At 67.4% G+C, this 19,840-nt stretch carries 24 protein-coding genes and 1 pseudogene; 12 read left to right on the top strand and 13 right to left on the bottom strand.

Features of this window, described 5'->3' with window-relative positions; translation table 11 throughout:
• Positions 1-138: 138 nt before the first annotated feature.
• Genes ACSQ3D_RS06900 through ACSQ3D_RS06915 form a run of 4 tightly spaced genes read left to right on the top strand, consistent with a single transcriptional unit; the run spans position 139 to position 4,856 of the window.
• Positions 139-909 carry a DUF3348 family protein gene (locus tag ACSQ3D_RS06900; RefSeq protein WP_436126365.1) on the top strand — a complete coding sequence of 257 codons (771 nt, stop codon included), beginning with the start codon at positions 139-141 and terminating at the stop codon, positions 907-909.
• Positions 910-920: 11 nt separating this feature from the next.
• Positions 921-3,587: a DUF802 domain-containing protein gene (locus ACSQ3D_RS06905; protein ID WP_436126366.1), complete on the top strand. Its 2,667-nt coding sequence runs from the start codon at positions 921-923 to the stop codon at positions 3,585-3,587.
• Positions 3,584-4,252, top strand: a complete 669-nt coding sequence (locus tag ACSQ3D_RS06910) for an OmpA family protein (protein WP_436126367.1) — start codon at positions 3,584-3,586, stop codon at positions 4,250-4,252. Before ACSQ3D_RS06905 ends, ACSQ3D_RS06910 begins: the two co-directional genes overlap by 4 nt.
• The gene (locus tag ACSQ3D_RS06915; protein ID WP_436126368.1) at positions 4,245-4,856 is read left to right on the top strand and encodes a DUF2894 domain-containing protein; all 612 of its coding nucleotides are present in this window, start codon (positions 4,245-4,247) and stop codon (positions 4,854-4,856) included. The genes ACSQ3D_RS06910 and ACSQ3D_RS06915 overlap by 8 nt, the downstream gene beginning before the upstream one ends.
• A 68-nt stretch (positions 4,857-4,924) precedes the next feature.
• On the opposite strand, the gene ACSQ3D_RS06920 is transcribed toward ACSQ3D_RS06915, so the two are convergent.
• Positions 4,925-5,215: a hypothetical protein gene (locus ACSQ3D_RS06920; protein ID WP_056421203.1), complete on the bottom strand. Its 291-nt coding sequence runs from the start codon at positions 5,213-5,215 to the stop codon at positions 4,925-4,927.
• Positions 5,216-5,346: 131 nt separating this feature from the next.
• On the opposite strand from ACSQ3D_RS06920, the gene ACSQ3D_RS06925 reads away from it, so the two are divergent.
• A complete protein-coding gene (locus tag ACSQ3D_RS06925) occupies positions 5,347-5,802 on the top strand; it encodes a response regulator (RefSeq protein WP_436126724.1) in 456 nt (151 codons plus the stop codon).
• A gap of 31 nt (positions 5,803-5,833) precedes the next feature.
• On the opposite strand, the pseudogene ACSQ3D_RS06930 reads toward ACSQ3D_RS06925, so the two are convergent.
• From ACSQ3D_RS06930 to ACSQ3D_RS06940, 3 genes and pseudogenes are all read right to left on the bottom strand, one after another.
• A pseudogene (locus ACSQ3D_RS06930) lies at positions 5,834-6,064 on the bottom strand (DUF3703 domain-containing protein); the annotation flags it as partial.
• Positions 6,065-6,076: 12 nt separating this feature from the next.
• Positions 6,077-6,700, bottom strand: a complete 624-nt coding sequence (locus tag ACSQ3D_RS06935) for a DUF3703 domain-containing protein (RefSeq protein WP_436126369.1) — start codon at positions 6,698-6,700, stop codon at positions 6,077-6,079.
• Positions 6,701-7,357 carry a cation transporter gene (locus ACSQ3D_RS06940; RefSeq protein ID WP_056421207.1) on the bottom strand — a complete coding sequence of 219 codons (657 nt, stop codon included), beginning with the start codon at positions 7,355-7,357 and terminating at the stop codon, positions 6,701-6,703.
• A gap of 84 nt (positions 7,358-7,441) precedes the next feature.
• Between ACSQ3D_RS06940 and ACSQ3D_RS06945 the strand changes: the two genes are divergently transcribed.
• The 4 genes from ACSQ3D_RS06945 (at position 7,442) to ACSQ3D_RS06960 (ending at position 10,722) form a co-directional block, all read left to right on the top strand.
• Positions 7,442-7,912, top strand: coding sequence for a Cd(II)/Pb(II)-responsive transcriptional regulator (locus tag ACSQ3D_RS06945; RefSeq protein WP_396505588.1), 471 nt, complete (start codon positions 7,442-7,444; stop codon positions 7,910-7,912).
• Between the two features lie 201 nt (positions 7,913-8,113).
• Positions 8,114-8,914 carry an MlaE family ABC transporter permease gene (locus tag ACSQ3D_RS06950; RefSeq protein WP_056421210.1) on the top strand — a complete coding sequence of 267 codons (801 nt, stop codon included), beginning with the start codon at positions 8,114-8,116 and terminating at the stop codon, positions 8,912-8,914.
• A 66-nt stretch (positions 8,915-8,980) separates the two neighbouring features.
• Entirely contained in the window at positions 8,981-10,003 is a 1,023-nt protein-coding gene (locus tag ACSQ3D_RS06955) for an MlaD family protein (protein WP_056421211.1), read from the top strand.
• Between the two features lie 143 nt (positions 10,004-10,146).
• Entirely contained in the window at positions 10,147-10,722 is a 576-nt protein-coding gene (locus ACSQ3D_RS06960) for a hypothetical protein (protein WP_436126370.1), read from the top strand.
• A 114-nt stretch (positions 10,723-10,836) separates the two neighbouring features.
• Here the strand turns inward: ACSQ3D_RS06960 and ACSQ3D_RS06965 are convergent, their stop codons facing one another.
• Entirely contained in the window at positions 10,837-11,217 is a 381-nt protein-coding gene (locus ACSQ3D_RS06965) for a hypothetical protein (protein ID WP_436126371.1), read from the bottom strand.
• A gap of 157 nt (positions 11,218-11,374) precedes the next feature.
• Positions 11,375-11,557, bottom strand: coding sequence for a hypothetical protein (locus tag ACSQ3D_RS06970; protein ID WP_056421212.1), 183 nt, complete (start codon positions 11,555-11,557; stop codon positions 11,375-11,377).
• A 390-nt stretch (positions 11,558-11,947) separates the two neighbouring features.
• On the opposite strand from ACSQ3D_RS06970, the gene ACSQ3D_RS06975 reads away from it, so the two are divergent.
• On the top strand, positions 11,948-12,319 hold the full coding sequence (locus ACSQ3D_RS06975) for a hypothetical protein (protein WP_436126372.1): 372 nt from the start codon (positions 11,948-11,950) through the stop codon (positions 12,317-12,319).
• Between the two features lie 46 nt (positions 12,320-12,365).
• Here ACSQ3D_RS06975 and ACSQ3D_RS06980 read toward each other — a convergent pair whose 3' ends face one another.
• A complete protein-coding gene (locus ACSQ3D_RS06980) occupies positions 12,366-13,718 on the bottom strand; it encodes a GNAT family N-acetyltransferase (protein WP_436126373.1) in 1,353 nt (450 codons plus the stop codon).
• An 80-nt stretch (positions 13,719-13,798) separates the two neighbouring features.
• Here ACSQ3D_RS06980 and ACSQ3D_RS06985 point away from each other — a divergent pair, with 80 nt between their 5' ends.
• Positions 13,799-15,457: an NAD+ synthase gene (locus ACSQ3D_RS06985; RefSeq protein WP_436126374.1), complete on the top strand. Its 1,659-nt coding sequence runs from the start codon at positions 13,799-13,801 to the stop codon at positions 15,455-15,457.
• Positions 15,458-15,520: 63 nt separating this feature from the next.
• Positions 15,521-15,859 (top strand): P-II family nitrogen regulator, encoded by a 339-nt coding sequence (locus ACSQ3D_RS06990; protein ID WP_056167991.1) that lies wholly within the window; start codon positions 15,521-15,523, stop codon positions 15,857-15,859.
• A 167-nt stretch (positions 15,860-16,026) separates the two neighbouring features.
• Here the strand turns inward: ACSQ3D_RS06990 and ACSQ3D_RS06995 are convergent, their stop codons facing one another.
• The 6 genes from ACSQ3D_RS06995 to ACSQ3D_RS07020 are packed head-to-tail and all read right to left on the bottom strand — an operon-like array spanning position 16,027 to position 19,644.
• Positions 16,027-16,620, bottom strand: a complete 594-nt coding sequence (locus ACSQ3D_RS06995; RefSeq protein WP_436126375.1) for a TIGR00730 family Rossman fold protein — start codon at positions 16,618-16,620, stop codon at positions 16,027-16,029.
• Positions 16,613-17,023, bottom strand: a complete 411-nt coding sequence (locus ACSQ3D_RS07000) for a diacylglycerol kinase (RefSeq protein ID WP_436126376.1) — start codon at positions 17,021-17,023, stop codon at positions 16,613-16,615. Before ACSQ3D_RS07000 ends, ACSQ3D_RS06995 begins: the two co-directional genes overlap by 8 nt.
• A 57-nt stretch (positions 17,024-17,080) precedes the next feature.
• Positions 17,081-17,653, bottom strand: a complete 573-nt coding sequence (locus ACSQ3D_RS07005) for an RDD family protein (protein ID WP_056421216.1) — start codon at positions 17,651-17,653, stop codon at positions 17,081-17,083.
• Between the two features lie 38 nt (positions 17,654-17,691).
• A complete protein-coding gene (locus tag ACSQ3D_RS07010; RefSeq protein ID WP_436126377.1) occupies positions 17,692-18,588 on the bottom strand; it encodes a DUF3106 domain-containing protein in 897 nt (298 codons plus the stop codon).
• Positions 18,589-18,622: 34 nt separating this feature from the next.
• Complete coding sequence (locus ACSQ3D_RS07015) at positions 18,623-19,078, bottom strand: DUF3619 family protein (protein ID WP_436126378.1); 456 nt, start codon at positions 19,076-19,078, stop codon at positions 18,623-18,625.
• On the bottom strand, positions 19,075-19,644 hold the full coding sequence (locus tag ACSQ3D_RS07020; RefSeq protein ID WP_056421219.1) for an RNA polymerase sigma factor: 570 nt from the start codon (positions 19,642-19,644) through the stop codon (positions 19,075-19,077). Before ACSQ3D_RS07020 ends, ACSQ3D_RS07015 begins: the two co-directional genes overlap by 4 nt.
• Positions 19,645-19,840: the final 196 nt, after the last annotated feature.

The raw sequence follows: 19,840 nt of genomic DNA on the forward strand, positions 1-19,840 counted from the left end.
ACACCTGCAACCCCGGGGGGCGCGCGGCGGGCGGTCGGCCGGTTCCTGCGAAAATAGGCGGTTTTGCCCGCGGGGGATCGGTTCCCTGGTGCTTTCTCCCCTTGGGGGATGGCCGTCGCAGTGAATGGTTTCTCAGGGATGTATCCGCAACACACACTCAGCAGCTCCGGACTCGTAGTCCTGCTCCAGCAATGGATGCAGGCCGATGCGGGCGCGGCTGCGCGTGCCGATGTGGCGCAAGAGCTGGGCCAGTGGCTGAGCACGGTGGATGCGGTCACCCTCAGCCGGTCGCTGCATGCCATCGATGCCTTTCCGGCCGGGGAGGCGCCTGGTGCGGGCGTGGCGGACCTGCAGGCATTGCAGGCGCTGTACGAGCGCACCCAGGCGGAGCTGACGGCGCTGGCGTCGTCCAAACCCGTGCCCCCCAAGCCGGCCCGCGAGCGGGCCGACAACACGCGTGCCCAGGCGCCCGACCTGCAGGCCGAGGCCGAGTACGGCTTTCACGCGCCGCGCTACCTGGGCCTGCAAAAGCAGATGGATGCGAAGCTCTTGGGTTTGCGCGCGCAGGTGCGCCACGGGGTGTCGCAACGCTCCCGAGGCCTGAGGCAACTGGCGGCCCTGGATACCGTGATGGAACAACTGAGCTTTGTGCGCGAGCAGCGCCTGTGGGCCTCCTTGTCCGCCCACCTGGACCGGCGCCTGGTGCAATTGCGCCGCGCCCACCAGGAGCGGCTTTCGGCCCAGGGGCTGCCGGATGAACCCCAGCGCTGGCGGCAACCCGGCGGATGGCTGCACGCGTTCGAGCGCGACATGCAGGCGCTGCTTCTGGCCGAGATGCATGTGCGGCTGCAACCGATCCTGGGCCTGCTGGAAGCAGCCCGCAACGAGAACTTGGAACGACACGAATGAACAAGAGTGTGATGGCTGCCGTATTTGCCCTGGGCCTGGCGGCAGTGGGTTGGGTAGGGTGGGGATTCGTAGGGGCGAGCCCGCTGGCGCTGGCGATGACGGTGGCGATCGGTGCGGTCTACGTGCTGGGCGCGGTCGAGCTGATGCAGTTTCGCCGTGGCACCGTGGCACTGACCACCGCGCTGGCGGATGGCTCGCAGCAGCCCCTGGTGGAGCTGGGCCCCTGGCTCGACCGCCTGCCCGCCGCGCTGCGCCACCCGGTGCGCCAGCGCATCGAGGGGGAGCGTGCCGTGCTCCCGGGGCCGGCCCTCACGCCGTATCTGGTGGGGTTGCTGGTCATGCTGGGCATGCTGGGCACCTTCCTCGGCATGGTCGTCACCTTCAAGGGCGCGGTGTTCGCGCTGGAGACCTCGGGCAGCCTGGAGGGCATCCGCGCCGCGCTGGCCGAGCCTATCAAGGGCCTGGGCCTGTCGTTCGGTACTTCGGTGGCGGGCGTGGCCGCCTCGGCCATGCTGGGCCTGCTGTCTGCCATGACGCGCCGCGAGCGCCTGGTGGCCGTGCGCCAGCTTGACGCACGCATTCCCACCGTGTTCCGCGCGTTCTCGGCCAGCCATCGCCGCGAAGAGACTTTTCAGGCGCTGCAGCAACAGGCGCAAGTGATGCCGCTGATCGCCGAGCGGCTGCAGGCCCTGGTGGACGGGCTGGACCGGCGGCACGACCAGTTGGCCGACCAATTGCTGGCGCAGCAAAAGGGGTTTCACACCGAGGCGTCGTCGGCCTACACCCAGCTGGCGGGCGCCGTGGGCGCATCGCTGCACGACAGCCTGGGCGCCAGCGCCCGCGTGGCCGGCGAAACGCTGCGGCCCGTGGTCGAGCAGGCCATGGCCGAACTGGTGCAGGAATCGCAACGCGCGCACCAGCGGCTGGCCGATGCGACGGCGGCCCAGATGCAGGCGCTGACAGCCCAGTGGGAGGGCACGGCGCGCCAGGTCTCGGACACCTGGACATCGGCCCTGGACAAGCACACGCAGGTGCAGGACCGCCTGATGGGCGGGTTCGATGGGGCGCTGCAGTCCGTGACCCAGTCGTTCGAGCAACGCTCCGCAGCGCTGCACGCGGCCCTGCAGGACACTGCGGCGCAGTCGCACGCCGCCCAGAAGGCGGCCGACGAACAGCGCCTGGCGGGGTGGACCCGGTCGATGGAAGGCATGGGCGAGACGCTGGCAGCGCAGTGGGAGCGGGCGGGCACACGCGCCGTGGAGCAGCAGCAAGGCATGCGCGACGCGCTGGAGGGCGCCACAGCGCGCCTGGACCAGTCCCTGCTGGCAGCCACCCAGGCCTTCGAGCAGCGCTCCACGGCCCTGGTCGCATCGCTGCAAGATACCGTGGCGCACACCCACGCGGCCCAGGCAGCAGCCGACGCGCAGCGCATTGCCGGCTGGCGCGCATCGATGGAAGACACCGCCCGCTCGATCGCAGTCCAATGGGAGCGTGCGGGTGAGCAGGCCGCAGCGCAGCAGCAAGGCGTAACGCAGGCGCTCGCAGGTGCTGCCGCACAGCTGGGCGAGTCGCTGCAGGCAGCTACGCAGTCGTTCGACGAGCGCTCCGGTGCGCTGCTGTCGTCGTTGCAGGACACGGTGGCGCACTCCCACACCGCCCAGATGGCGGCCGACCAGGCGCGCCTGGCCGGTTGGAACGCGTCCATGGAGGGTATTGCGCAGTCGCTGACGGCCGAATGGCAGCGCGTGAGCACCCAGACGCTGGAGCGCCAGCAGGCCGTGTGCGACGCCCTCGAGACCGCCGTGACGGGGCTCACCGGACGCATGGGCGAGCAGGTGGCCAAGACGCTGGATGGTACCGCGCGCCTGATGGACCAGTCCGAAGCCTTGCTGCGCACCCGCACCGACGCGGAGGCCCAGTGGCTGCAGGCGCAGGGCGACCGCATGGATGCGCTGGCAGGCGTGTGGCGCACCGAGCTGGCCGCGCTGCGCGATGCCGAGGCCGAACGCGGGCGTGCGGCGGTCGATCGCCTGGAGACCCTGCAGGAGGCCGTGGCCCAGCACCTGGCCACGCTGGGGTCGGCGCTGGAGGCACCTCTCACCCGGCTGCTGCAAACAGCATCTGACGTGCCGCAGGCTGCGGCCGAGGTCATCGCCCAGCTGCGCCACGAGATGACGCAACTGAGCGAGCGCGACAACGTGGCGCTGGCCGAGCGCACGGCCATGATGGAGCAACTGGGCACGCTGCTGCAGTCCGTCAACGAAGCCGCGGCCCAGCAGCGCGGCGCCATCGAATCCCTGGTGGGCACGGCGGCGTCGGTGCTGGAGCAGTCGGCGTCGCAGTTTGCACAGGCGCTGGACAGCCAGGTCGGCAAGGCGGACGAAGCGGCGACCCACGTGGCGGCCAGCGCAGTGGAGCTGTCGAGCCTGGGCGAGGCGTTCGGACACGGCGTGGGGCTGTTCACCGCCAGCAACGACAAGCTCATGGACAGCCTGCAGCGCATCGAAGGCGCCATCGGTCAGTCCCTGTCGCGCAGCGACGAGCAACTGGCCTACTACGTGGCGCAGGCGCGTGAGGTGATCGACCTGAGCATTGCGTCGCAGCAGGGCATTGTGGAAGACCTGCGCCGGCTCAAGGGCAGGGCGGTGGCCGCCTCCGAGCCGGAGGTGGCCGGATGATGGGGCTGGACGACACCATCGACAGCCTGGACGACGGCTCAGAGCAGACCGCCCCGGTCTGGGCGGTGTTCGGTGACCTGATGGCGGGCCTGCTGGGTGCTTTTGTGCTCATTCTGGTGGGCGTGCTGGTGGTGCAGATCGACCTGGTGGCCAGCCTCAAGCACGAGGTGGAAAAGCGCCAGCACGAGGAGCAGCGGCGCATGGCCCTGGAAAAGGCCCTGGCCGGCCCCCTGGCCAGTGGCCGCGTCACGGTGAATGACGGGCGCATCGGCATCAGCGGCAGCGTGCTGTTCGCGGCGGGCTCCGACGAGCTGCGGCCCGAGGGGCGCCAGTTGCTCAAAAGCCTGGTGCAACCGCTGCAGGTCTACCTGCGCGAGCGCGACGAGATGCTGATGGTCAGCGGCTTCACCGACAACACCACGCTGCTGCGCGGCAGCCAGCAGCGCTTTGCCGACAACCTCGAGCTGTCGGCACAGCGGGCGCTGACGGTGGCGCGGGCGTTGATCGACGAGGGCATGCCGTCGTCGCAGGTGTTCGCCGCGGCATTTGGTGCGGAGCAGCCCGTGGCCTCCAATGCGGACGAGAAGGGCCGCGCGCAGAACCGCCGGGTGGAGATGGCCCCCGTGCCCAAGGCCTCTGGCGCCCGGCCCGTACGCGATGAGTGAACCCACGCTCGAATCGCTGCAGGCCGATGGTGCCGACGGCCACGACCCGGTGCGCTACCGCTACCTGGAGGTGATGGCCAGCCGCATGCAGCACCAGCCCCCGGCGGTGCAGCAGGTGCTGGCGCAGCGGCTGCAGCGGGCCGTGGCCGCCTATGCGCAGGGCGCCGGCACGGCGGCGCAGACGGGGGAGTGCGCCGCACCGGCGGCAACAGCGGCCACCGCGGCGCCTTCACCCCTGGCGCTGCTCAACCGCGAGCTCGATGCGCGGGCCCAGGCGGATGCGGACCGGGTGCGCATCGAAGGTGGTGCCAGTGCGTCGGACATGAAGAGCGTGCGCCAGTTCAGCGAGGTCTGGTCCCGCATCGCGGCCGAGCAGCAGGTGGCGCAGGCCATCGACCGTGGGCCGGAGAATGCCGGGCCGCTGAACCCGCACAAGCTGATGCTGCGCTCGCTCAGCCTGATGCAGGACCTCTCGCCCGACTATCTGCGCCGCTTCTTGTCGCAGATGGACTCGCTGCTGTGGCTGGAGCAGGCCAACAGCCCGCGGCCCCGCAGCATGGGCGTGGCCGCCAACCGCGGTGCCCGGGGCCGGCCCAGGGCATAGCGGCACGGTCTGCACCCGAACCTGCCCTGCACATGCTTGCGCGGATGGACAGGGGCCGGGCGCGGCGCCTAGGCCTTGGTGTGGGTGCTGGCATCGCCCGCAATGTGGCGCTGCAGCAGTTCGTTGGACTCGTCCAGCGCCTGGGCGGTTTCGCTCAGCTGCTGTTCGAGCTGGTCCGTGCGCTCTACCGCCGCCTGCAGATCGCCTTGCAGGGCTGCGTCCGGAATCTGCGTGGTCAGCACTGCATGCACCACGTCCAGATCGTTGGCCGCGGCTTTGATCTGCTCTGCGGCTTCCTGGTTGTTGTGCAAGACCTTCGCCATGTCGGAGGGCTGCGTGGTGGGGGCTGCGCTGGGCATATGTAAGTCTCTCTGAGTCAGAAGATTTCACTTCTCCCATCGGGGACGCGGCGCAATCGCCTACATGCCGGGATGTCGTAAGAGGTGAGATTCTAGACTTCGCCATGGCAAACAGACAGCAGGGCCCGCAGATGCCTCTCAGCACCATCCTCGTCGAAGACAGCAAAACCATCCAGGAAACCCTGATCCCCGCACTCGAAGAGTTGGCGGACGCACAGGTCGTGGCCGTTGCCGCCACGGCCAGCGATGCCATCGAGGCGCTGGCCGAGTGGCGCGAGGACTGGCAGCTGGCGGTGGTGGATCTGTTCCTGCAGGAGGGCTCCGGAATGGATGTGCTGGAGGCCTTGCAGCAAAGAAAGGGGCTCTGGGCCCGACAACCGCCATCGCGGCAGGGGCACCCGGGGCAGCAGGTCTATGTGCTGTCCAACTACGCCACGGCGGACATGCGCCGCCAGTGCAAGGCCCTGGGCGCCGACGGCGTGTTCGACAAGTCCACCGAGCTCGAAGCCTTTTTTGAGCGTTGCAGCGAACTGCCGCACGCCGCCCGCCGTGCGCTCCACGCCGACAGGGGCGGCGCCGGGCTCTGACACAGGCAGAGGCCGACGCCCTCCGCAATGCCTATGCGCCACCAGTGGGCGGCGGGCGCAGTGCTCCGCTGAGCGCCAGGTCGATCAGTGCGGCCACCTCGTCCGCCGGTGCCATGGGCTTGAACGCGTTGACATGGGCACGCCCGGTGTTTCCGGCGGGCGGCCGGGCCAGCAGGTGGCCCAGGGGCACGAGGGCAAGCCGCAGCAACTGGCCCAGGCATTCGCGCAGGTCTCGCAACGCCCATGCATAGCGCAGCATCGCAAGGTGCGACCGCTAGTGCAGGTGCAGCGAGTTCTGGCCGAGCACGTGGGCGGCCTCCAGCCACTGCCAGCGCATGGCCGGTGGCGCTTCGCTCGCGCTCGCAAAACCGTGCAGCAGGTCGTCGACGGCGCGGTGCCGGTCGCTCGGTGACGGCGCCTGCGCCGCCAAGGTGGCGGCCAGTGCCCGCCAGCGGCGTTGGCGGTGAACAAAGAACCAGCGGGCAAACACCGCGCTCAGGGGCGTCATCAGCCAAGGCATGTGGCGGGCGACCACATCGATATCGTCGGTGTAGAGGGTGGCTCCGTCGGGCAGGGCCTGCAGCGTGATGCGGTGGTCCCACCGGCGCATCAGCGCACCGTCGCCGTGGTCCCACAGGGTGGGCCAGTGGCCGGGCTGCGCCTGTGGTGGTGGCTCGATCGCGATGCGCACGGTTTGCGAGCCCAGCGGCACCACGCCCAGCAGCCACATCTGCAGCTTCAGCTCGCCCGCCGTCCATTCGGTGGGCCACGATGCGCCGGCCGTGGGCTTGAACCGCATCAGCGGCGCGGTGATGTGGCGAAAGACCGCCGTGCTTTGCAGTTGCCGGGCCACCCATGCGGGTGGTGCCTCCAGGCGGGTCGACAGATGCACGCGCATTCAGTGTGCACCGTTGCTGGCGTGGGCGCCCGTTGCCAGCTCCAGGCGCGCCTGGCGGATGACGCTCCAGCCGCCGCTGATGGCCAGCCCGGCCATGATGGCCGCCACCGCCAGATCCGGCCAGGCGGTGCCGGTGCCGAATACGCCCAGCGCTGCCACCATCACCGCCATGTTGCCCAGCGCGTCGTTGCGGGTGCACAGCCATACGCTGCGCATGTTGGCGTCACCGTCGCGGTAGGCATACAGCAGCACCGCCACCCCCAGGTTGGCGGCCAGCGCCAGCAGGCCGACCCCGCCCATGGTCAATGGTTCGGGCGGCACGCCCTGCCATGCGCCCCAGGCCACGCGCGCCACCACGGCCACGCCGAAGGCCAGCATGCTCACGCCCTTGACGAGCGCCGCCCGTGCGCGCCACGCCAGGGCCATGGACAGAACCCACAGCGACAGCGCATAGTTCGCCGCATCGCCCAGGAAGTCGATGGCGTCGGCCAGCAAGGACGCCGAGCCGGACTGCAGCCCCGCGCCGATCTCCAGCAGGAACATGCCCGCGTTGACGATCAGCGCCACCCACAGGATGCGGCGGTAGCGCGGGTCGGCACTGGCGGGGCCGTGCCCGTGGCCGTCGTCGTGATGGTGGTGCTGGCAACTGGCGGACATGAGGACCTTCTTTCTGTGAATCTCTGCAGGTATTGCAATGCGATGGCATGATTGGAAACCTTGAAGTCACTTGAAGGTCAAGCCATGACGCAGACTGTTGCGCAACTTCCCCAGCACCGCATCGGCGAGGTGGCCCGCCAGTCGGGCGTGTCGGCCGCCAACATCCGTTACTACGAAAAAGAAGGCCTGCTGGCGCCCGGCGTGCGTGAGGACAACAGCTACCGGCTCTACAGCGCCGACGATGTGCACCGCCTGAGGTTCATCCGCTTGTGCCGTGCCATGGACATGTCCCTGGACGAGGTGCGCACGCTGCTGGCGCTGGACTGGTCCCGCAAGGCCGACTGCGAAGCCGCGCGCGACACGCTGGATGAGCACCTGCAGCACGTGCGCAGCCGGCTGGCGGAGCTGCAGGCGCTGGAAGCGGACCTGCAGGCGCTGCGCGGCCGCTGCGACGGATCGGACACCCATTGCCACATCATCGAAGCCCTGCACGCGCGCGCAGACGCCCAGCCCGCGGCCGCGGGTGGCACGGGCGTCGGCAAGCGGCACGTGTAGTGCTGCGGCAAGGCAGTGCAGACCCGCTCGTGTGGGCGAGGTGGGCGCTGGGGTGTGAGCAGGTGTTTCACGTGCCGCCATTTGCTATTGAATTGATAGCTGTTGGCGCTTGTAGATCGAGCGGCAGGGCCTGAAAACATCATGGGGCACGTCGTGCATTCCTGCAGTGGCCGCCCACGGCTCGCCCGCTATGATCTGCCCATGATTGCGCGCTTGCCCGGCCTGTCCCTACCCGAACGTGTGTGGAGCACCGCGCGGCGCTGGGCGCTGGCGTGGTGGCGCATCCTGTACCTGGGCGCTGTGATGCTGGTGCTGGTGCTGTCGCCGTCCAGCTACGGCCGGGGCACCCGCCGCGCACTGGCGCGCCACCTCTATCTGGACACCGCGCCGGTGCTGCTGGGCTTCACGGTGCTGGCTGCGCTGATCAGCCTGGTGCTCACCCGCATCGTGGTGGTCACGGCCCTGAGCTACGGCCTGTCGCGCTATGCGCTCGAGATGGTGATCCGTGTGCTGGTGCTGGAGCTGATCCCGCTGACCGCCGCACTGTTCGTGGCGATGCGCTGCACCATTCCCAACGGCACGCAGATCACGCGCCTGCGGCAGAACGGGCGCTTCGACGCGCTGCGCGCGCAGGGCTCGGACCCCGTGCGCATCGAGCTGCTGCCCCGTGTGATCGCCGGCGTTTTCGCCTGCATCACGCTCGCTGCGCTCAGCTGCGTGGTGTCGCTGGTGCTGGCGTATCTGGGGGTGTATGGTTTCAACCTCGCAGGGCTGCAGAGCTACACGCGCATGTTCGGCCAGGTGTTTAGCCCCAGCGTGACCCTGGTGTTTGCGATGAAGACGGTGTTTTTTGCGCTGGCCGTGGCGCTGATACCGATGGCCGCGGGCCTGTACGACTCGGGCGATCGCACGCAGCCTGATTCCGAACTGGGCGGTCTGGCGCGCATGTTCGCGGTGCTGCTGCTGATCGAAGTGGCGTCGCTCATGGGCAACTACTACTGACCGCCACCGGCCGCCACCGCCTGCCCTTCGCTATCGCCTGCAAATCCCTGCCCCCATTCCTGGCCTATGAACGACTCATCCCACCGCACCCCTGCGCCCGGCCCGCCGGCCGACGCTCTGCACGAGCCCTCCGTGGAGACCCTGCGGCCCGTGGCGCACCTGGAGATCAAGGCGGCGGCGCTGCTGATCTTCACGCTCGCCCTTATCGTGGGCTCGGGGCTGTACCTGCTCTATGCGCGCGGCGCCTTCGAGCCCACGCAGACCCTGGTGCTGACGGCCGACGACTCCGAGGGCGTGGTCGTGGGCATGGACATGACCTTCTCGGGCTTTCCGATCGGCCGTGTGCGCCGCATCGAGCTGGCCGACGAGGGCAATGCCCGCATCATCGTCGACGTGCCGCGCAAGGACGCGCACTGGCTGCGCCAGTCCAGCGTGTTCACGCTGGTGCGCGGTATCGTGGGCGGCACCAACATTCGCGCCTACACCGGCATGCTGGGCGATGAGCCTCTGCTCGACGGGGCCGTGCGCCCAGTACTGCGGGGCGACGCCACGGCCGAGATCCCCCAACTCATGGCATCGGCGCGCGAACTGCTCACGAATCTGAACGCTCTCACGGCGCAGGACGCGGCCCTGGGCGGGAGCCTGGCGCAGGTGCGCACGCTCACCGAAAGGCTCAATGGCCCGGGGGGCGTGCTGGGCGTGCTGATGGGCAGCGAGGCCGATGCCAAGAAGATCGTGACCACGCTGGAGCGCACCAACGCCTTGCTCGCGCGCCTTGACGGCATGGCCGCCCGCGCGGACCGCCAGGTGTTCGGCAGCGACGGCAGCAAGGACGCACTGGTGCCGGAAGTGCGGGCTACGGTGGCCCAGCTCAATGGGCTGCTGGCCGACACCCGCACCAGCCTGCAGAAGGTGGATGCCGTGCTGGTCGAGGCGCAGGCCATCGGCGCCAACGCCCGTGAGGCCACCACCGACCTGGGTGCCTTGCGCGCCGAGGTGGAAAGCAATCTGCGCAAGGTGGAAAGCCTGGTCAACGAGATCAACCGCAAGTGGCCCTTTGCGCGGGACACGGAGCTCAAGCTGCCATGAAGACTGCTGCATCGATGATGTCAACGCGCGGCCGGCTTGCCTTGCCCATTCGATTCCGTGCAGGGAGGGCAGCGCTGGTTGCCGCTGCGGCTTTGTGGATGCTGGGTGCCTGCTCCAGCAAGCCCCCCGTGCCGGATTGGCAGATGAACGCCCATGCATCGACCCAGAAGGCCGTGGAGGCGTATCTGTCTGGCAATGCACGCGTGGAGCAACTCGAATGGGACCGCGCACGGGCCGAAGTGGCGCGCACGGGACGGCCCGACCTGCTGGCGCGCCTGGAACTTGTGCGCTGCGCAGCGATGGTGGCCAGCCTCGTGCCCGGGCCCTGCGAGCGTTTCGAGGCGCTGCGCGCAGACGCGGCGCCGGCCGAGCAGGCATACGCCGACTACCTGGCAGGGCAACTGCAGCCGGCCCAGGCGGCACTGCTGCCCGAGCCGCAGCGTGCGGTCTCCGTGTCGGCCCACGCTGCGGCCGTGGCTGCGGTGCAAGACCCGTTGTCACGGCTGGTGGCTGCCGGTGTGCTGTTCAAGACGGGCCGCGCCGATCCGGCTGTGATGGGTACGGCTGTCGATACCGCCTCCGCCCAGGGGTGGCGTAGGCCGCTCATGGCGTGGCTGGTGCTTCAGCGGCAGCGGGCTGAGGCTGCGGGCGATTCAGAGGCCGCGGCCGCGCTGCAGCGGCGCATCGACATCGTGGAGCAGGGCTCTCCGGGCCGCTGATCAATCAGGCGGGTCGATTCAGGGGATCGAGCGCCGAACCACTCTGGGTCGCACGGAGCGCGGTGAGCGCATCGCGCGCAGTTAGGCCGGCACCTTGCCTGCGGTGCGAGCGGCTTACCGCAGTCGCGCCTGCAGTTGGCTCTCGATATGGTCGCGCTCCGAGGCAAATTGCTGGGCGCTGATCTCCTGGGCTTCGTATTTGCGTGCGGTGGACAACAGCAGCACGGTGTTCTCAAGGCGTGTGTCCTGCTGCAGCGAAGGCGGCAGCGCGGTCAGCCGGTCAAAACTCTGCCGGTAGAACTCGCTCCAGCTCAGGGTGCCTGCCTGGGCCTGGGCCCGCGCACCCTCATGCCATCGCGCGAACTCGTCCAGATTGCCGTCACGGGGGCTGGAGCAGCCCAACACCGCAGCAGCAACAGCCATGGCTGCGATGGGCCAGGCGTTTCGAAGCGTGTGAAAAGTGGGGCCTGCAGGGATGCGAAAACGTGAGTTCATCATCGACCTCCATTTCTAGGCCACCATCGGAAGCCATGGTGTGCAGCGCCAAATGGTACTCCGATGCTATGGTTTTTTCTAGTTGTTGTTGCGCCGGTAGCCAATGACAAAGCCCATGAGGGCGCTTTCACCCTCGCCAGTCGCCTCGCCAATCTGCTTATTCAAACAGGTTGGCAGGCAGAATTTCGTCCACACCGCCAGGAAGCATCGCCATGGAATCCGCCGACTGAACCGCGATGTCCGGCGTCATCACAGACGCAGCAGCCAGCACGGCAAGAACGACGGTACCGACAAACGCAGCAAGAGCACGCGTTCCGGGCGGCATGGGGTGGCGTTTCATGGCGATGTCCTTTGGAAAATGGGAAGGCCTCAATGACCTGGGTCGTCGCCTCAATGGTCGACGGTGTTATTTCAGCAAGCCAGGCAGCCCCCGTCTGTCAGACAACTGCGATACCAGGGAAGGCCCCGTCGTTGTTGCCTTTGGTTGCAATTGAGGATGTCGGTGCTGCTGTGCGGCTTGTGCAAACCACCTTGGCCTGTCTGACCAAGGCGCGCGTCTATTTCTGACAAACGCCCCCGTGCCGGCACACCCCTAATGAATCAGACCGCACCCGGTGGCCACGGACTTCAGGGCCCATTGCCAAGGTGCATTTCTGACGCTGCCGATGCGATGCAACGCGAGCCCCGTCAGCCATTGGGTTACCGCCGCAGGTTCAAACAGGAGGCCATCATGCAATCCCATTTCATCAACCCCACGCTAGTGCGCGACTCCATGGTCGGCGAAGAAGACCCCGGCGCCGCGCTGGACGTTGTCAGATCGATGCTGCGCAGCCATGCCGAACCCAGCCCTGGCAGCACGGACGCGGACGCAAGAATCCACTTGAGTTGCAGTGACGACGGCAAGAACATCGATATCGGCGTCACCTGGCCTCACCACCCTTCGAGCGACGTCGCCAAGCTCCTGGGCCTGGTGGTCGCCAACCACGGCACAATTGCCGACACCGCGTGGTCACTGTCCGGCGCCACGGGCCTTGTTTCCATCGAGCTGGAGGTGGACGAAGACACCGATGGTGTTTTTTACGTCAGCCGCAGGGACTGTTGACCGGTGACCGCTGGGGACTCCCGGTGTCGTTGCCAAGGCAGCCGTGTCATGGTTTGGGCGTCGGTCCCTTGCCGGTGGTGCTCACGCCCGGTTTGAACGGGCTGCGCTCCTTCAGATCATCCAAGTAGCCCTCGATACCTTCGGTTTCCCGTGCCAAGAACCGCTCCACCGCCTCTGCGAAGGCCGGATGCGCCAGCCAGTGTGCGCTGGTGGCCTGTACGGGCAGCAGCGCGCGGGCCATTTTGTGTTCGCCTTGTGCGCCGCCTTCAAAGCGGTGCACGCCGTGCTCGATGCACCACTGCAGAGGCTGGTAGTAACAGGCCTCGAAATGCAGGCAGTCCACGCGCTCCAGGGCACCCCAATAGCGGCCGTAGGCTGCGATGGGTGTTGCTTTTTCAGACTCGCAGGGTGCGCCACCGCTGGATGGATGGTCGCTGATTGCTATCAAACTGCTAGCAATCGGATGTCCGTCGCGTTCGGCGATGAACAGCAGCCACGCTTGCGGCAAGTGTGCTGCCATGCGCGCGAAGAAATCGCGGGTGAGGTAGGGCGGGTTGCCATGTTCGAGGTAGGTGCGCTCATAGCAGCGGTAGAAAAAGTCCCAGTCTGACGCACTGATGTCGGTGCCGCGCGCCCAGCGAAAGCGCACCCCGGCATCGGCCACACGGCGGCGCTCCTGGCGGATCTTCTTGCGCTTGTCCTGGGTCAGGCTGGCCAGGAAGTCGTCGAAACTGTGGAACGGCCGGCCGCCACTGTGTTGCGCAGGCGGTGCTGCGGTGGTGGCAAGTGGCGCCGTTGCAATGGGCGCTGCTTGCGACCCGGCCTGGGGCGCGGCGGGAGCTTCGTCGCCGTGTGCCGGGGCGGTGTTCGTCCAGTGGAACTGCACGGTGCGTCGCAGCATCAGCTCCTGCTGGGCGCTGGCTTCGATGTCCGCATCGCTCGCAAACAGCATGTGCACCGACGACACGTTTTCCTCATCGCACCATTGGCACACCGCCTGCAGCAGCAGCGCCCGGGTCTCGTCGTCGCGTGCCAACAGGCGGCTGCCCGGTACCGGGGTGAAGGGCACGGCGATGACGGCCTTGGGGTAGTAGGGTGCGCCGTGCTGCTCGTAGGCGCTGGCCCAGGCCCAGTCGAAGACATATTCACCGTAGGAGTGGTTCTTGAGGTACAGCGGGCAGGCGGCCACCAAAGTGTCGCCGTCCCACAGCGTCATGAAGCGCGGCGCCCAGCCGGTGCGGGGCGCCGCGCTGCCGCTCTCGTGCAGGGCGGCCAGGTATTCGTGCCGCAAAAAGGGCGTGGGGTGGCTCTGGCGTGCGAGCAGGGCATTCCAAGCGGCTGCGTCCACATCGAGCGGGGACGCGATGACGCGGGCGATAATGGCAGCTTCCTCAGCCATGCGCTCTCCCGTGCCGCCCACTGCGGTGCGGGCCTGCATTGGCGGTATCCAACCCGGCCACAGGGGCCGACTCCAGTTCCATGACGCTCTCCATTTGCACTGCGCAACTCAACTTTGTCGTGGGCGACATGCCCGGGAATGCGCAGAAGATCATTGCCGCGGCCCGCGAGGCCCACGCCCAGGGCGCTCGGCTTATGCTCACTCCCGAGCTGGCGATCTGCGGCTATGCGGCCGAGGACCTGTTCCTGCGCCCCGCCTTCATCGCGGCCTGTGATGATGCCGTGAAAACCGTGGCCCGCGAGACGGCAGGGTTGAAAGGCCTGGTCATCCTGCTGGGCCACCCGCAAGCCCTGGCACCCGATGCGCCGGCCTTCAGCCCCTGCCACAACGCGGCCAGCGTGCTGCGCGAGGGCCGCGTCGAGCAGACGTATGCCAAGCGCGAACTGCCCAACTACCAGGTGTTCGACGAGCGCCGCTACTTCGTCGCGGGCAGTGCACCCTGCGTGTTCGAGGTGGGCGGTGTGCGCGTGGGCGTGCTGGTTTGCGAAGACGCCTGGTTTGCAGCCCCTGCACGCGATGCCGCCGCGGCCGGCGCGCAGTTGCTGGCGGTCATCAACGCGTCGCCCTTTCATCTGGGCAAGAGCGCCGAGCGCGAGGCCACCATGCGCGAGCGCGTGACCGAAACCGGCCTGCCGCTGGTCTATGCCCACTTGGTGGGTGGGCAGGACGAGGTGGTCTTCGAAGGCCGATCGTTCGCGCTGAATGCGGATGGCTCGGTGGCTGGGCGCGGCCCGGGGTTTGAAGAAAAACTGGTGTTTGCACAGGTGCAGCAAGCGCAAGGCGCTATCAAAATAGAAGCAACAGTGGCGCCCGAGAAAAGTCTGGAGGCAGACCTCTGGGATGCCTTGGTGCTGGGTGTGCGCGACTACGTGGGCAAGAATGGGTTTCCGGGCGCGCTGCTGGGCCTGTCGGGCGGTATCGACTCGGCGCTGGTGCTGGCCATTGCCGTGGATGCGCTGGGCGCCGACAAGGTGCGCACGGTGATGATGCCGTCGCCCTACACGGCCGACATCAGCTGGATCGATGCGCGCGACATGGCGGACCGCATGGGCGTGCGCTATGACGAAATCTCCATCAAGCCGCAGTTCGAGGCTTTCAAGGCCGCGCTGGCCAGCGACTTTGCCGGTTTGGCCGAGGACACGACCGAGGAGAACCTGCAGGCGCGCATCCGCGGCACGCTGCTCATGGCCCTGTCCAACAAGTTCGGCTCCATCGTGCTCACCACCGGCAACAAGAGCGAGATGTCCACCGGCTATTGCACGCTGTACGGCGACATGGCGGGTGGCTTTGCGGTGATCAAGGACGTGGCCAAGACGCGGGTGTTCGACCTGGCGCGCTGGCGCAATGCCAACGACCCCTACGGCACGGGTGCCAGCCCGATCCCGGAGCGCATCATCACCCGGCCGCCCAGCGCCGAACTGCGGCCCGACCAGAAGGACCAGGACAGCCTGCCGCCGTACGAGGTGCTCGATGCCATCGTGGCGCGCTACATGGAGAATGACGAACCGATCGAATCCATCATCGCCAGCGGCTTTGCGCGCGCCGATGTGGAGCGCGTGACGCGCCTCATCAAGCTCAACGAGTACAAACGCCGGCAGGCACCCGTAGGGATAAGGGTGACGCGCCGCAGTTTCGGCAAGGACTGGCGTTACCCTATCACCAGCAAATTCAGGGCCTAGCTAGCGCTTGTTTGGCGCTGCGCCCCCAGCCTTCCTTCTTTTAAATCTTTCAGGAGACACGCCATGAAAATGATCACTGCCGTCATCAAGCCCTTCAAGCTCGAAGAAGTCCGCGAAGCCCTGGCCGAATGCGGCGTGACGGGCCTCACCGTGACCGAGGTGAAGGGCTTTGGCCGCCAGAAAGGCCACACCGAGCTGTACCGCGGCGCCGAGTATGTGGTGGACTTTCTGCCCAAGGTGAAGGTCGAGGTCGTGGTCAAGTCCGAGGATGTGGACCGCTGCGTCGACGCCATCGTGAACGTGGCGCGCACCGGCAAGATCGGCGACGGCAAGATCTTCGTCACGTCCGTGGAGCGCGTGGTGCGCATCCGCACGGGCGACCTCGACGACGCGGCTGTATGAGCTGACAACCCCCTGAGGCGCTTCGCGCCTTCCCCCTTCTCTTGAATGGCTGCGCCATTCGGAAAAAGGGGACACCGCCAGCGCACGCAAGTGAAACGCCGCCATGCCGCTGGGGCGGCCCTTGCGTGGAGGTCGATGGCCTGGGCCGCGCCAGTTTTTGCCGGCCGTCAGATCACCGAGCGCAGCGGGGTGTGGCGGGCATTTGTTCCGGCTTGCTCGACCAGGGTTTGCAGCAGGCCGCTGGTGTCACTGCCGGAGTGCAGCAGGCCCATCTGCCACTCGCCCATGAAGCCGCTGGCCACGCTGTGGTTCAGAAAGCCCATCAGTGCGTCGTAGTAGCCCGCCACGTTGAGCAGGCCCAGCGGCTTGTCGTGGTAGCCCAGTTGGCGCCAGGTCCAGACCTCGAAGAGTTCCTCGAACGTACCGACGCCGCCGGGCAGCGCCACAAAGGCGTCGCTGCGCTCGGCCATCATGGCCTTGCGCTCGTGCATCGTCTGCACGATGTGCAACTCGTCGCACAGGCGATTCGCCAGTTCCTTGTCCACCAGCGCCTGCGGAATCACGCCCACCACGCGGCCGCCTGCTTGCCGTGTGGCCTCGGCCACCGTGCCCATCAGGCCGCTGCGCCCGCCGCCATAGACGAGCTGGCCACCATGGCCGCCGATCCAGTGGCCCACAGCCTTGGCGGCCTCGGCAAAGGCGGGGTTCTCGCCCGGGCGCGAGCCGCAGTACACACAAATGGAAAAAGCGGGTTCAGCCATGGAAAAACCTCTGAAAAAGGGCCGCAGCCCAGATGCCGCTGCACAGCAGCAACGCGAGCAACACGGCTGCGCTGCCCATGTCCTTGGCGCGCTTGGACAGGTCATGCCACTCGGGACCGATGCGGTCGATGGCGGTCTCGATGCCTGTGTTGAGCAGTTCCACCATCATCACGATGAGCACGGAGCCCGCGAGCAGCGCCACTTCCACCCAGCTGCGCCCGAGCCACAGCGACACGGGCAGCATCACCGCGGCGGCGATGGCCTCTTGGCGGAATGCCTTTTCACCCCAGCCTGCACGCAGCCCCTCCAGCGAATAGCCGGCCGCATGCCATATGCGGTTCAGGCCCGTACGGGCTTTTTGCGGGTTGGCGGGCGCCACGGGCTCGGGTGAAGGCAAGGACATGCCTGCATTGTCTCGCAGCCGCATGACAGCTTGCGCCACCCAGCGGGGCGCGGCAGGCTATTTTTTGGGAAGCTCGAAGTGCACCAGGCGCGTGCCGGCCAGCGCGTCGTGCCAGAACTGGCGCTCGGGGTGGAAGCGGCTCAGGATGGCCCAGATGGCCACCCAGCCGCCCAGCAGGACCAGCACTTCCAGCACCGGCACGCCAAACAGGTAGGCCGCCAGTGGCGGCAGGAACCACACCCAGCTGAGGACATAGCGCAGCAAGGCACGCAATTGCGTGATGGGCCGCCCGGATTTGTCGACCACGCGGATGAGCCAGGTCTTTTGTGCCAGCGTCTGGCCCTTGGCCCAGAACCATGTGAAATAGATACCGAATACCACGAACAGGAAGGCCTGCAGCGCGTGGCGGTTGTCCATGGCGTTGCGCGTCTGGCTCAGGGTGCCGAAGAGGTAGCCGGCAATGAAGACCACGCCAAACATGAGCATGCCTTCGTACAGCCAGCAGGCCATGCGGCGCCAGAGGCTGGGTGTGATGGCGCGTTGGGGCGGGGTTGCGGTGTCGGAGGGGGTGGCGCTGGTGCTGGCGGAGCCGGCCTGCGGTGCACTGGCGGGAGAAGAAGCAGTCATCATCCGGTGAACGGGTCAGGCCGTGCCGGCGGGCGGCACGGTCATTGTGGGTACAGACCGGAATTATCGGGCGTGACGGGTGGCGGGGCCGCAGGCGCTTCTGACGCGGTGCTGCCCAGAGGGGGCAGGGCCGCCGGCACGGCCACGGGCACGGAGACAGGGGCCGTCTCTACCACCGCAGCACCAGGCGCCTGGGGCGCCGCGGTGGGGTTGGACGCGGCAGGCGCAGCCACCGAAGAGGGCACCGGCGCAGCCACGCGGGGCGAGTGGTCGGTCACCGGGGGGATCTTGGGGGCGTTCGGGCGGGCGGGGTTGGCTGCGGTGGCCGCCGGCACCTGGGCCAGTTTTTTCGGGGACACAGGTTGCAGTGCCGTGGCGGCTCCCTTGGGCTTGGGGACGGCGCGGGCCGCCAGGGCTCGGCGCTCGTCCTCGGACAGCGCCTGGTACGCCTCCCACTGGGCACGCTTGTCGTCCGGCGCGAGGCGGTTGGTCACCGCATAGTTCAGCCGGGCCTGGTTGCGCTGCTGCGCGCTCAGGTTCGCCCAGTCGGTCATGCGTTCGTGGAACTTGGCCTGCTCTTCTTCGGGAAGGCTCGAAAAATTGGCCGCCAGCGCCAGCCAGCGGTGTTTTTGCGCTTCGCTGATCAACGCCCAGCGTTCGGCCAGGGGGTAGAGCGCCAGCTTCTGGGGGGTGTTCAGGGTCTCCCAGCCAGGGCCGGTCTCCACCTGGGGCACCACCGAGGCGCCATGGCGCGACTGTGCGCGCGCATTGTTGGGGCTTGCCACGGCCGCTTCTGCACCAGCCGAGAGCACGGTGCCGGGCACCATGCGCATCTGCCCCAGCACCTGGCCGCCGACCACGGCGAACGCGCCCAAGAGCGCCAAAGCCAGCACGAGGGCTGGCAGGGCGGGGGAAGCGTCGGAAGGGCTTGGGTGCATGCAGTACGGGGGTGGGCAGTGCCGGGCGACTCAGTCAGTTGGGCTGCGCGGAAGTCTTGAGAAATTGTACGAAGCCAGGGTCGGCATACGCTGCCGGTGGCAGATCATCGGTCAAAAGAGCGGCGTCCACTTCGGCGACGTCGTTGGTGCTGCTTTCGTCCTGGGCGATATTGATCATCACCAGGCCCACCACCAGCGCCATCAGGGGCACCGCGGAGACCAGGGCATTCCACCAGCCGCCGCGCTCGTTGTCACCGCGTCCCAGGGTGGCGCTGCCGCCGCCGGCGTTGACGATCACCGGGGCTGCCACCCGCACGGGAGCCGCGGCCTTCTTGCGCTGGGCCAGGGCCTGCATGCGCGAGGCGCGCAGCCGCTCTGCGATCTCGTACGGGAGTTGGTCGGTGCCACCGGACAAACGTGCCGTCACCCGCCGTGCAAAGACGTCGGCGGCGGCCAGTGCCTGGGGAGAGGGGGTCTGTACAGTGTTCATAGCTCGATTCCTTTGGCCTTCAGCGCCTTGCTCAGGGTTTGTACCGCACGAAAGCAGTGCGTTTTGACGCTGCCTTCAGAGCAACCCATGGCGGCTGCCGTTTCTGCTACATCCATTTCTTCCCAGTAACGCATCAGGAATGCTTCCCGTTGACGTGGTGGGAGCTCGGCGATTTCGGCTTCGATTTCGTGAAAGGTCTGGGCCCGGCGGGTGAGGTCTTCTGCACTCTCGGCCCGCTCGCCGCCTTCCGGGCCCGAGTACGCTTCCAGCAGATCAAAATCCATGCCATCTTCGCCGGGGCCCTCGAAGTCGCTCATGCTCGAAAACAGTGCATTGCGCGTCTTCTGGCGGCGAAACCAGTCCAGCGTGCAGTTGGAGAGGATGCGCTGAAAGAGCATGGGGAGCTCTGCCGCCGGCTTGTCGCCGTAGTGCTCCGCCAGCTTGAGCATGCTGTCCTGCACGATATCAAGAGCCGCTTCCTCATTGCGCACGTGGTAGACCGAGCGCTTGAAAGCGCGCTTTTCTACACTTTTGAGGAAATCGGAGAGTTCTTGTTCAGTGGCCAAGACAGGTCGGTCCGGGGAGGGAGTGGTGCCGAAGTCTCCACAAAAATGTGGCTAACTGGCCCGGTAAGCCTGTGATTATCGCACCGGCTGGTGATTTTTTTGGCGCGCTGCGGTTTTACATGTGTTGCAGTGCGATAATCGGCGCTGCAATTCAAAAGGCAAACGGGTCACGGTCCGGCGCGGCAATCATCCCGCC

Source organism: Acidovorax sp. LjRoot117, assembly GCF_964252695.1.
Lineage (GTDB): Bacteria > Pseudomonadota > Gammaproteobacteria > Burkholderiales > Burkholderiaceae_C > Acidovorax.

Excerpts from the sequence above, each read along its gene's own strand:
- ACSQ3D_RS06900 (WP_436126365.1), top strand. The coding sequence starts at position 139 with ATGTATCCGCAACACACACTCAGCAGCTCCGGACTCGTAGTCCTGCTC.
- ACSQ3D_RS06905 (WP_436126366.1), top strand. The coding sequence starts at position 921 with ATGGCTGCCGTATTTGCCCTGGGCCTGGCGGCAGTGGGTTGGGTAGGG.
- ACSQ3D_RS06910 (WP_436126367.1), top strand. The coding sequence starts at position 3,584 with ATGATGGGGCTGGACGACACCATCGACAGCCTGGACGACGGCTCAGAG.
- ACSQ3D_RS06915 (WP_436126368.1), top strand. The coding sequence starts at position 4,245 with ATGAGTGAACCCACGCTCGAATCGCTGCAGGCCGATGGTGCCGACGGC.
- ACSQ3D_RS06920 (WP_056421203.1), bottom strand. The coding sequence starts at position 5,215 with ATGCCCAGCGCAGCCCCCACCACGCAGCCCTCCGACATGGCGAAGGTC.
- ACSQ3D_RS06925 (WP_436126724.1), top strand. The coding sequence starts at position 5,347 with ATGCCTCTCAGCACCATCCTCGTCGAAGACAGCAAAACCATCCAGGAA.
- ACSQ3D_RS06935 (WP_436126369.1), bottom strand. The coding sequence starts at position 6,700 with ATGCGCGTGCATCTGTCGACCCGCCTGGAGGCACCACCCGCATGGGTG.
- ACSQ3D_RS06940 (WP_056421207.1), bottom strand. The coding sequence starts at position 7,357 with ATGTCCGCCAGTTGCCAGCACCACCATCACGACGACGGCCACGGGCAC.
- ACSQ3D_RS06945 (WP_396505588.1), top strand. The coding sequence starts at position 7,442 with ATGACGCAGACTGTTGCGCAACTTCCCCAGCACCGCATCGGCGAGGTG.
- ACSQ3D_RS06950 (WP_056421210.1), top strand. The coding sequence starts at position 8,114 with ATGATTGCGCGCTTGCCCGGCCTGTCCCTACCCGAACGTGTGTGGAGC.
- ACSQ3D_RS06955 (WP_056421211.1), top strand. The coding sequence starts at position 8,981 with ATGAACGACTCATCCCACCGCACCCCTGCGCCCGGCCCGCCGGCCGAC.
- ACSQ3D_RS06960 (WP_436126370.1), top strand. The coding sequence starts at position 10,147 with ATGAACGCCCATGCATCGACCCAGAAGGCCGTGGAGGCGTATCTGTCT.
- ACSQ3D_RS06965 (WP_436126371.1), bottom strand. The coding sequence starts at position 11,217 with ATGAACTCACGTTTTCGCATCCCTGCAGGCCCCACTTTTCACACGCTT.
- ACSQ3D_RS06970 (WP_056421212.1), bottom strand. The coding sequence starts at position 11,557 with ATGAAACGCCACCCCATGCCGCCCGGAACGCGTGCTCTTGCTGCGTTT.
- ACSQ3D_RS06975 (WP_436126372.1), top strand. The coding sequence starts at position 11,948 with ATGCAATCCCATTTCATCAACCCCACGCTAGTGCGCGACTCCATGGTC.
- ACSQ3D_RS06980 (WP_436126373.1), bottom strand. The coding sequence starts at position 13,718 with ATGGCTGAGGAAGCTGCCATTATCGCCCGCGTCATCGCGTCCCCGCTC.
- ACSQ3D_RS06985 (WP_436126374.1), top strand. The coding sequence starts at position 13,799 with ATGACGCTCTCCATTTGCACTGCGCAACTCAACTTTGTCGTGGGCGAC.
- ACSQ3D_RS06990 (WP_056167991.1), top strand. The coding sequence starts at position 15,521 with ATGAAAATGATCACTGCCGTCATCAAGCCCTTCAAGCTCGAAGAAGTC.
- ACSQ3D_RS06995 (WP_436126375.1), bottom strand. The coding sequence starts at position 16,620 with ATGGCTGAACCCGCTTTTTCCATTTGTGTGTACTGCGGCTCGCGCCCG.
- ACSQ3D_RS07000 (WP_436126376.1), bottom strand. The coding sequence starts at position 17,023 with ATGTCCTTGCCTTCACCCGAGCCCGTGGCGCCCGCCAACCCGCAAAAA.
- ACSQ3D_RS07005 (WP_056421216.1), bottom strand. The coding sequence starts at position 17,653 with ATGATGACTGCTTCTTCTCCCGCCAGTGCACCGCAGGCCGGCTCCGCC.
- ACSQ3D_RS07010 (WP_436126377.1), bottom strand. The coding sequence starts at position 18,588 with ATGCACCCAAGCCCTTCCGACGCTTCCCCCGCCCTGCCAGCCCTCGTG.
- ACSQ3D_RS07015 (WP_436126378.1), bottom strand. The coding sequence starts at position 19,078 with ATGAACACTGTACAGACCCCCTCTCCCCAGGCACTGGCCGCCGCCGAC.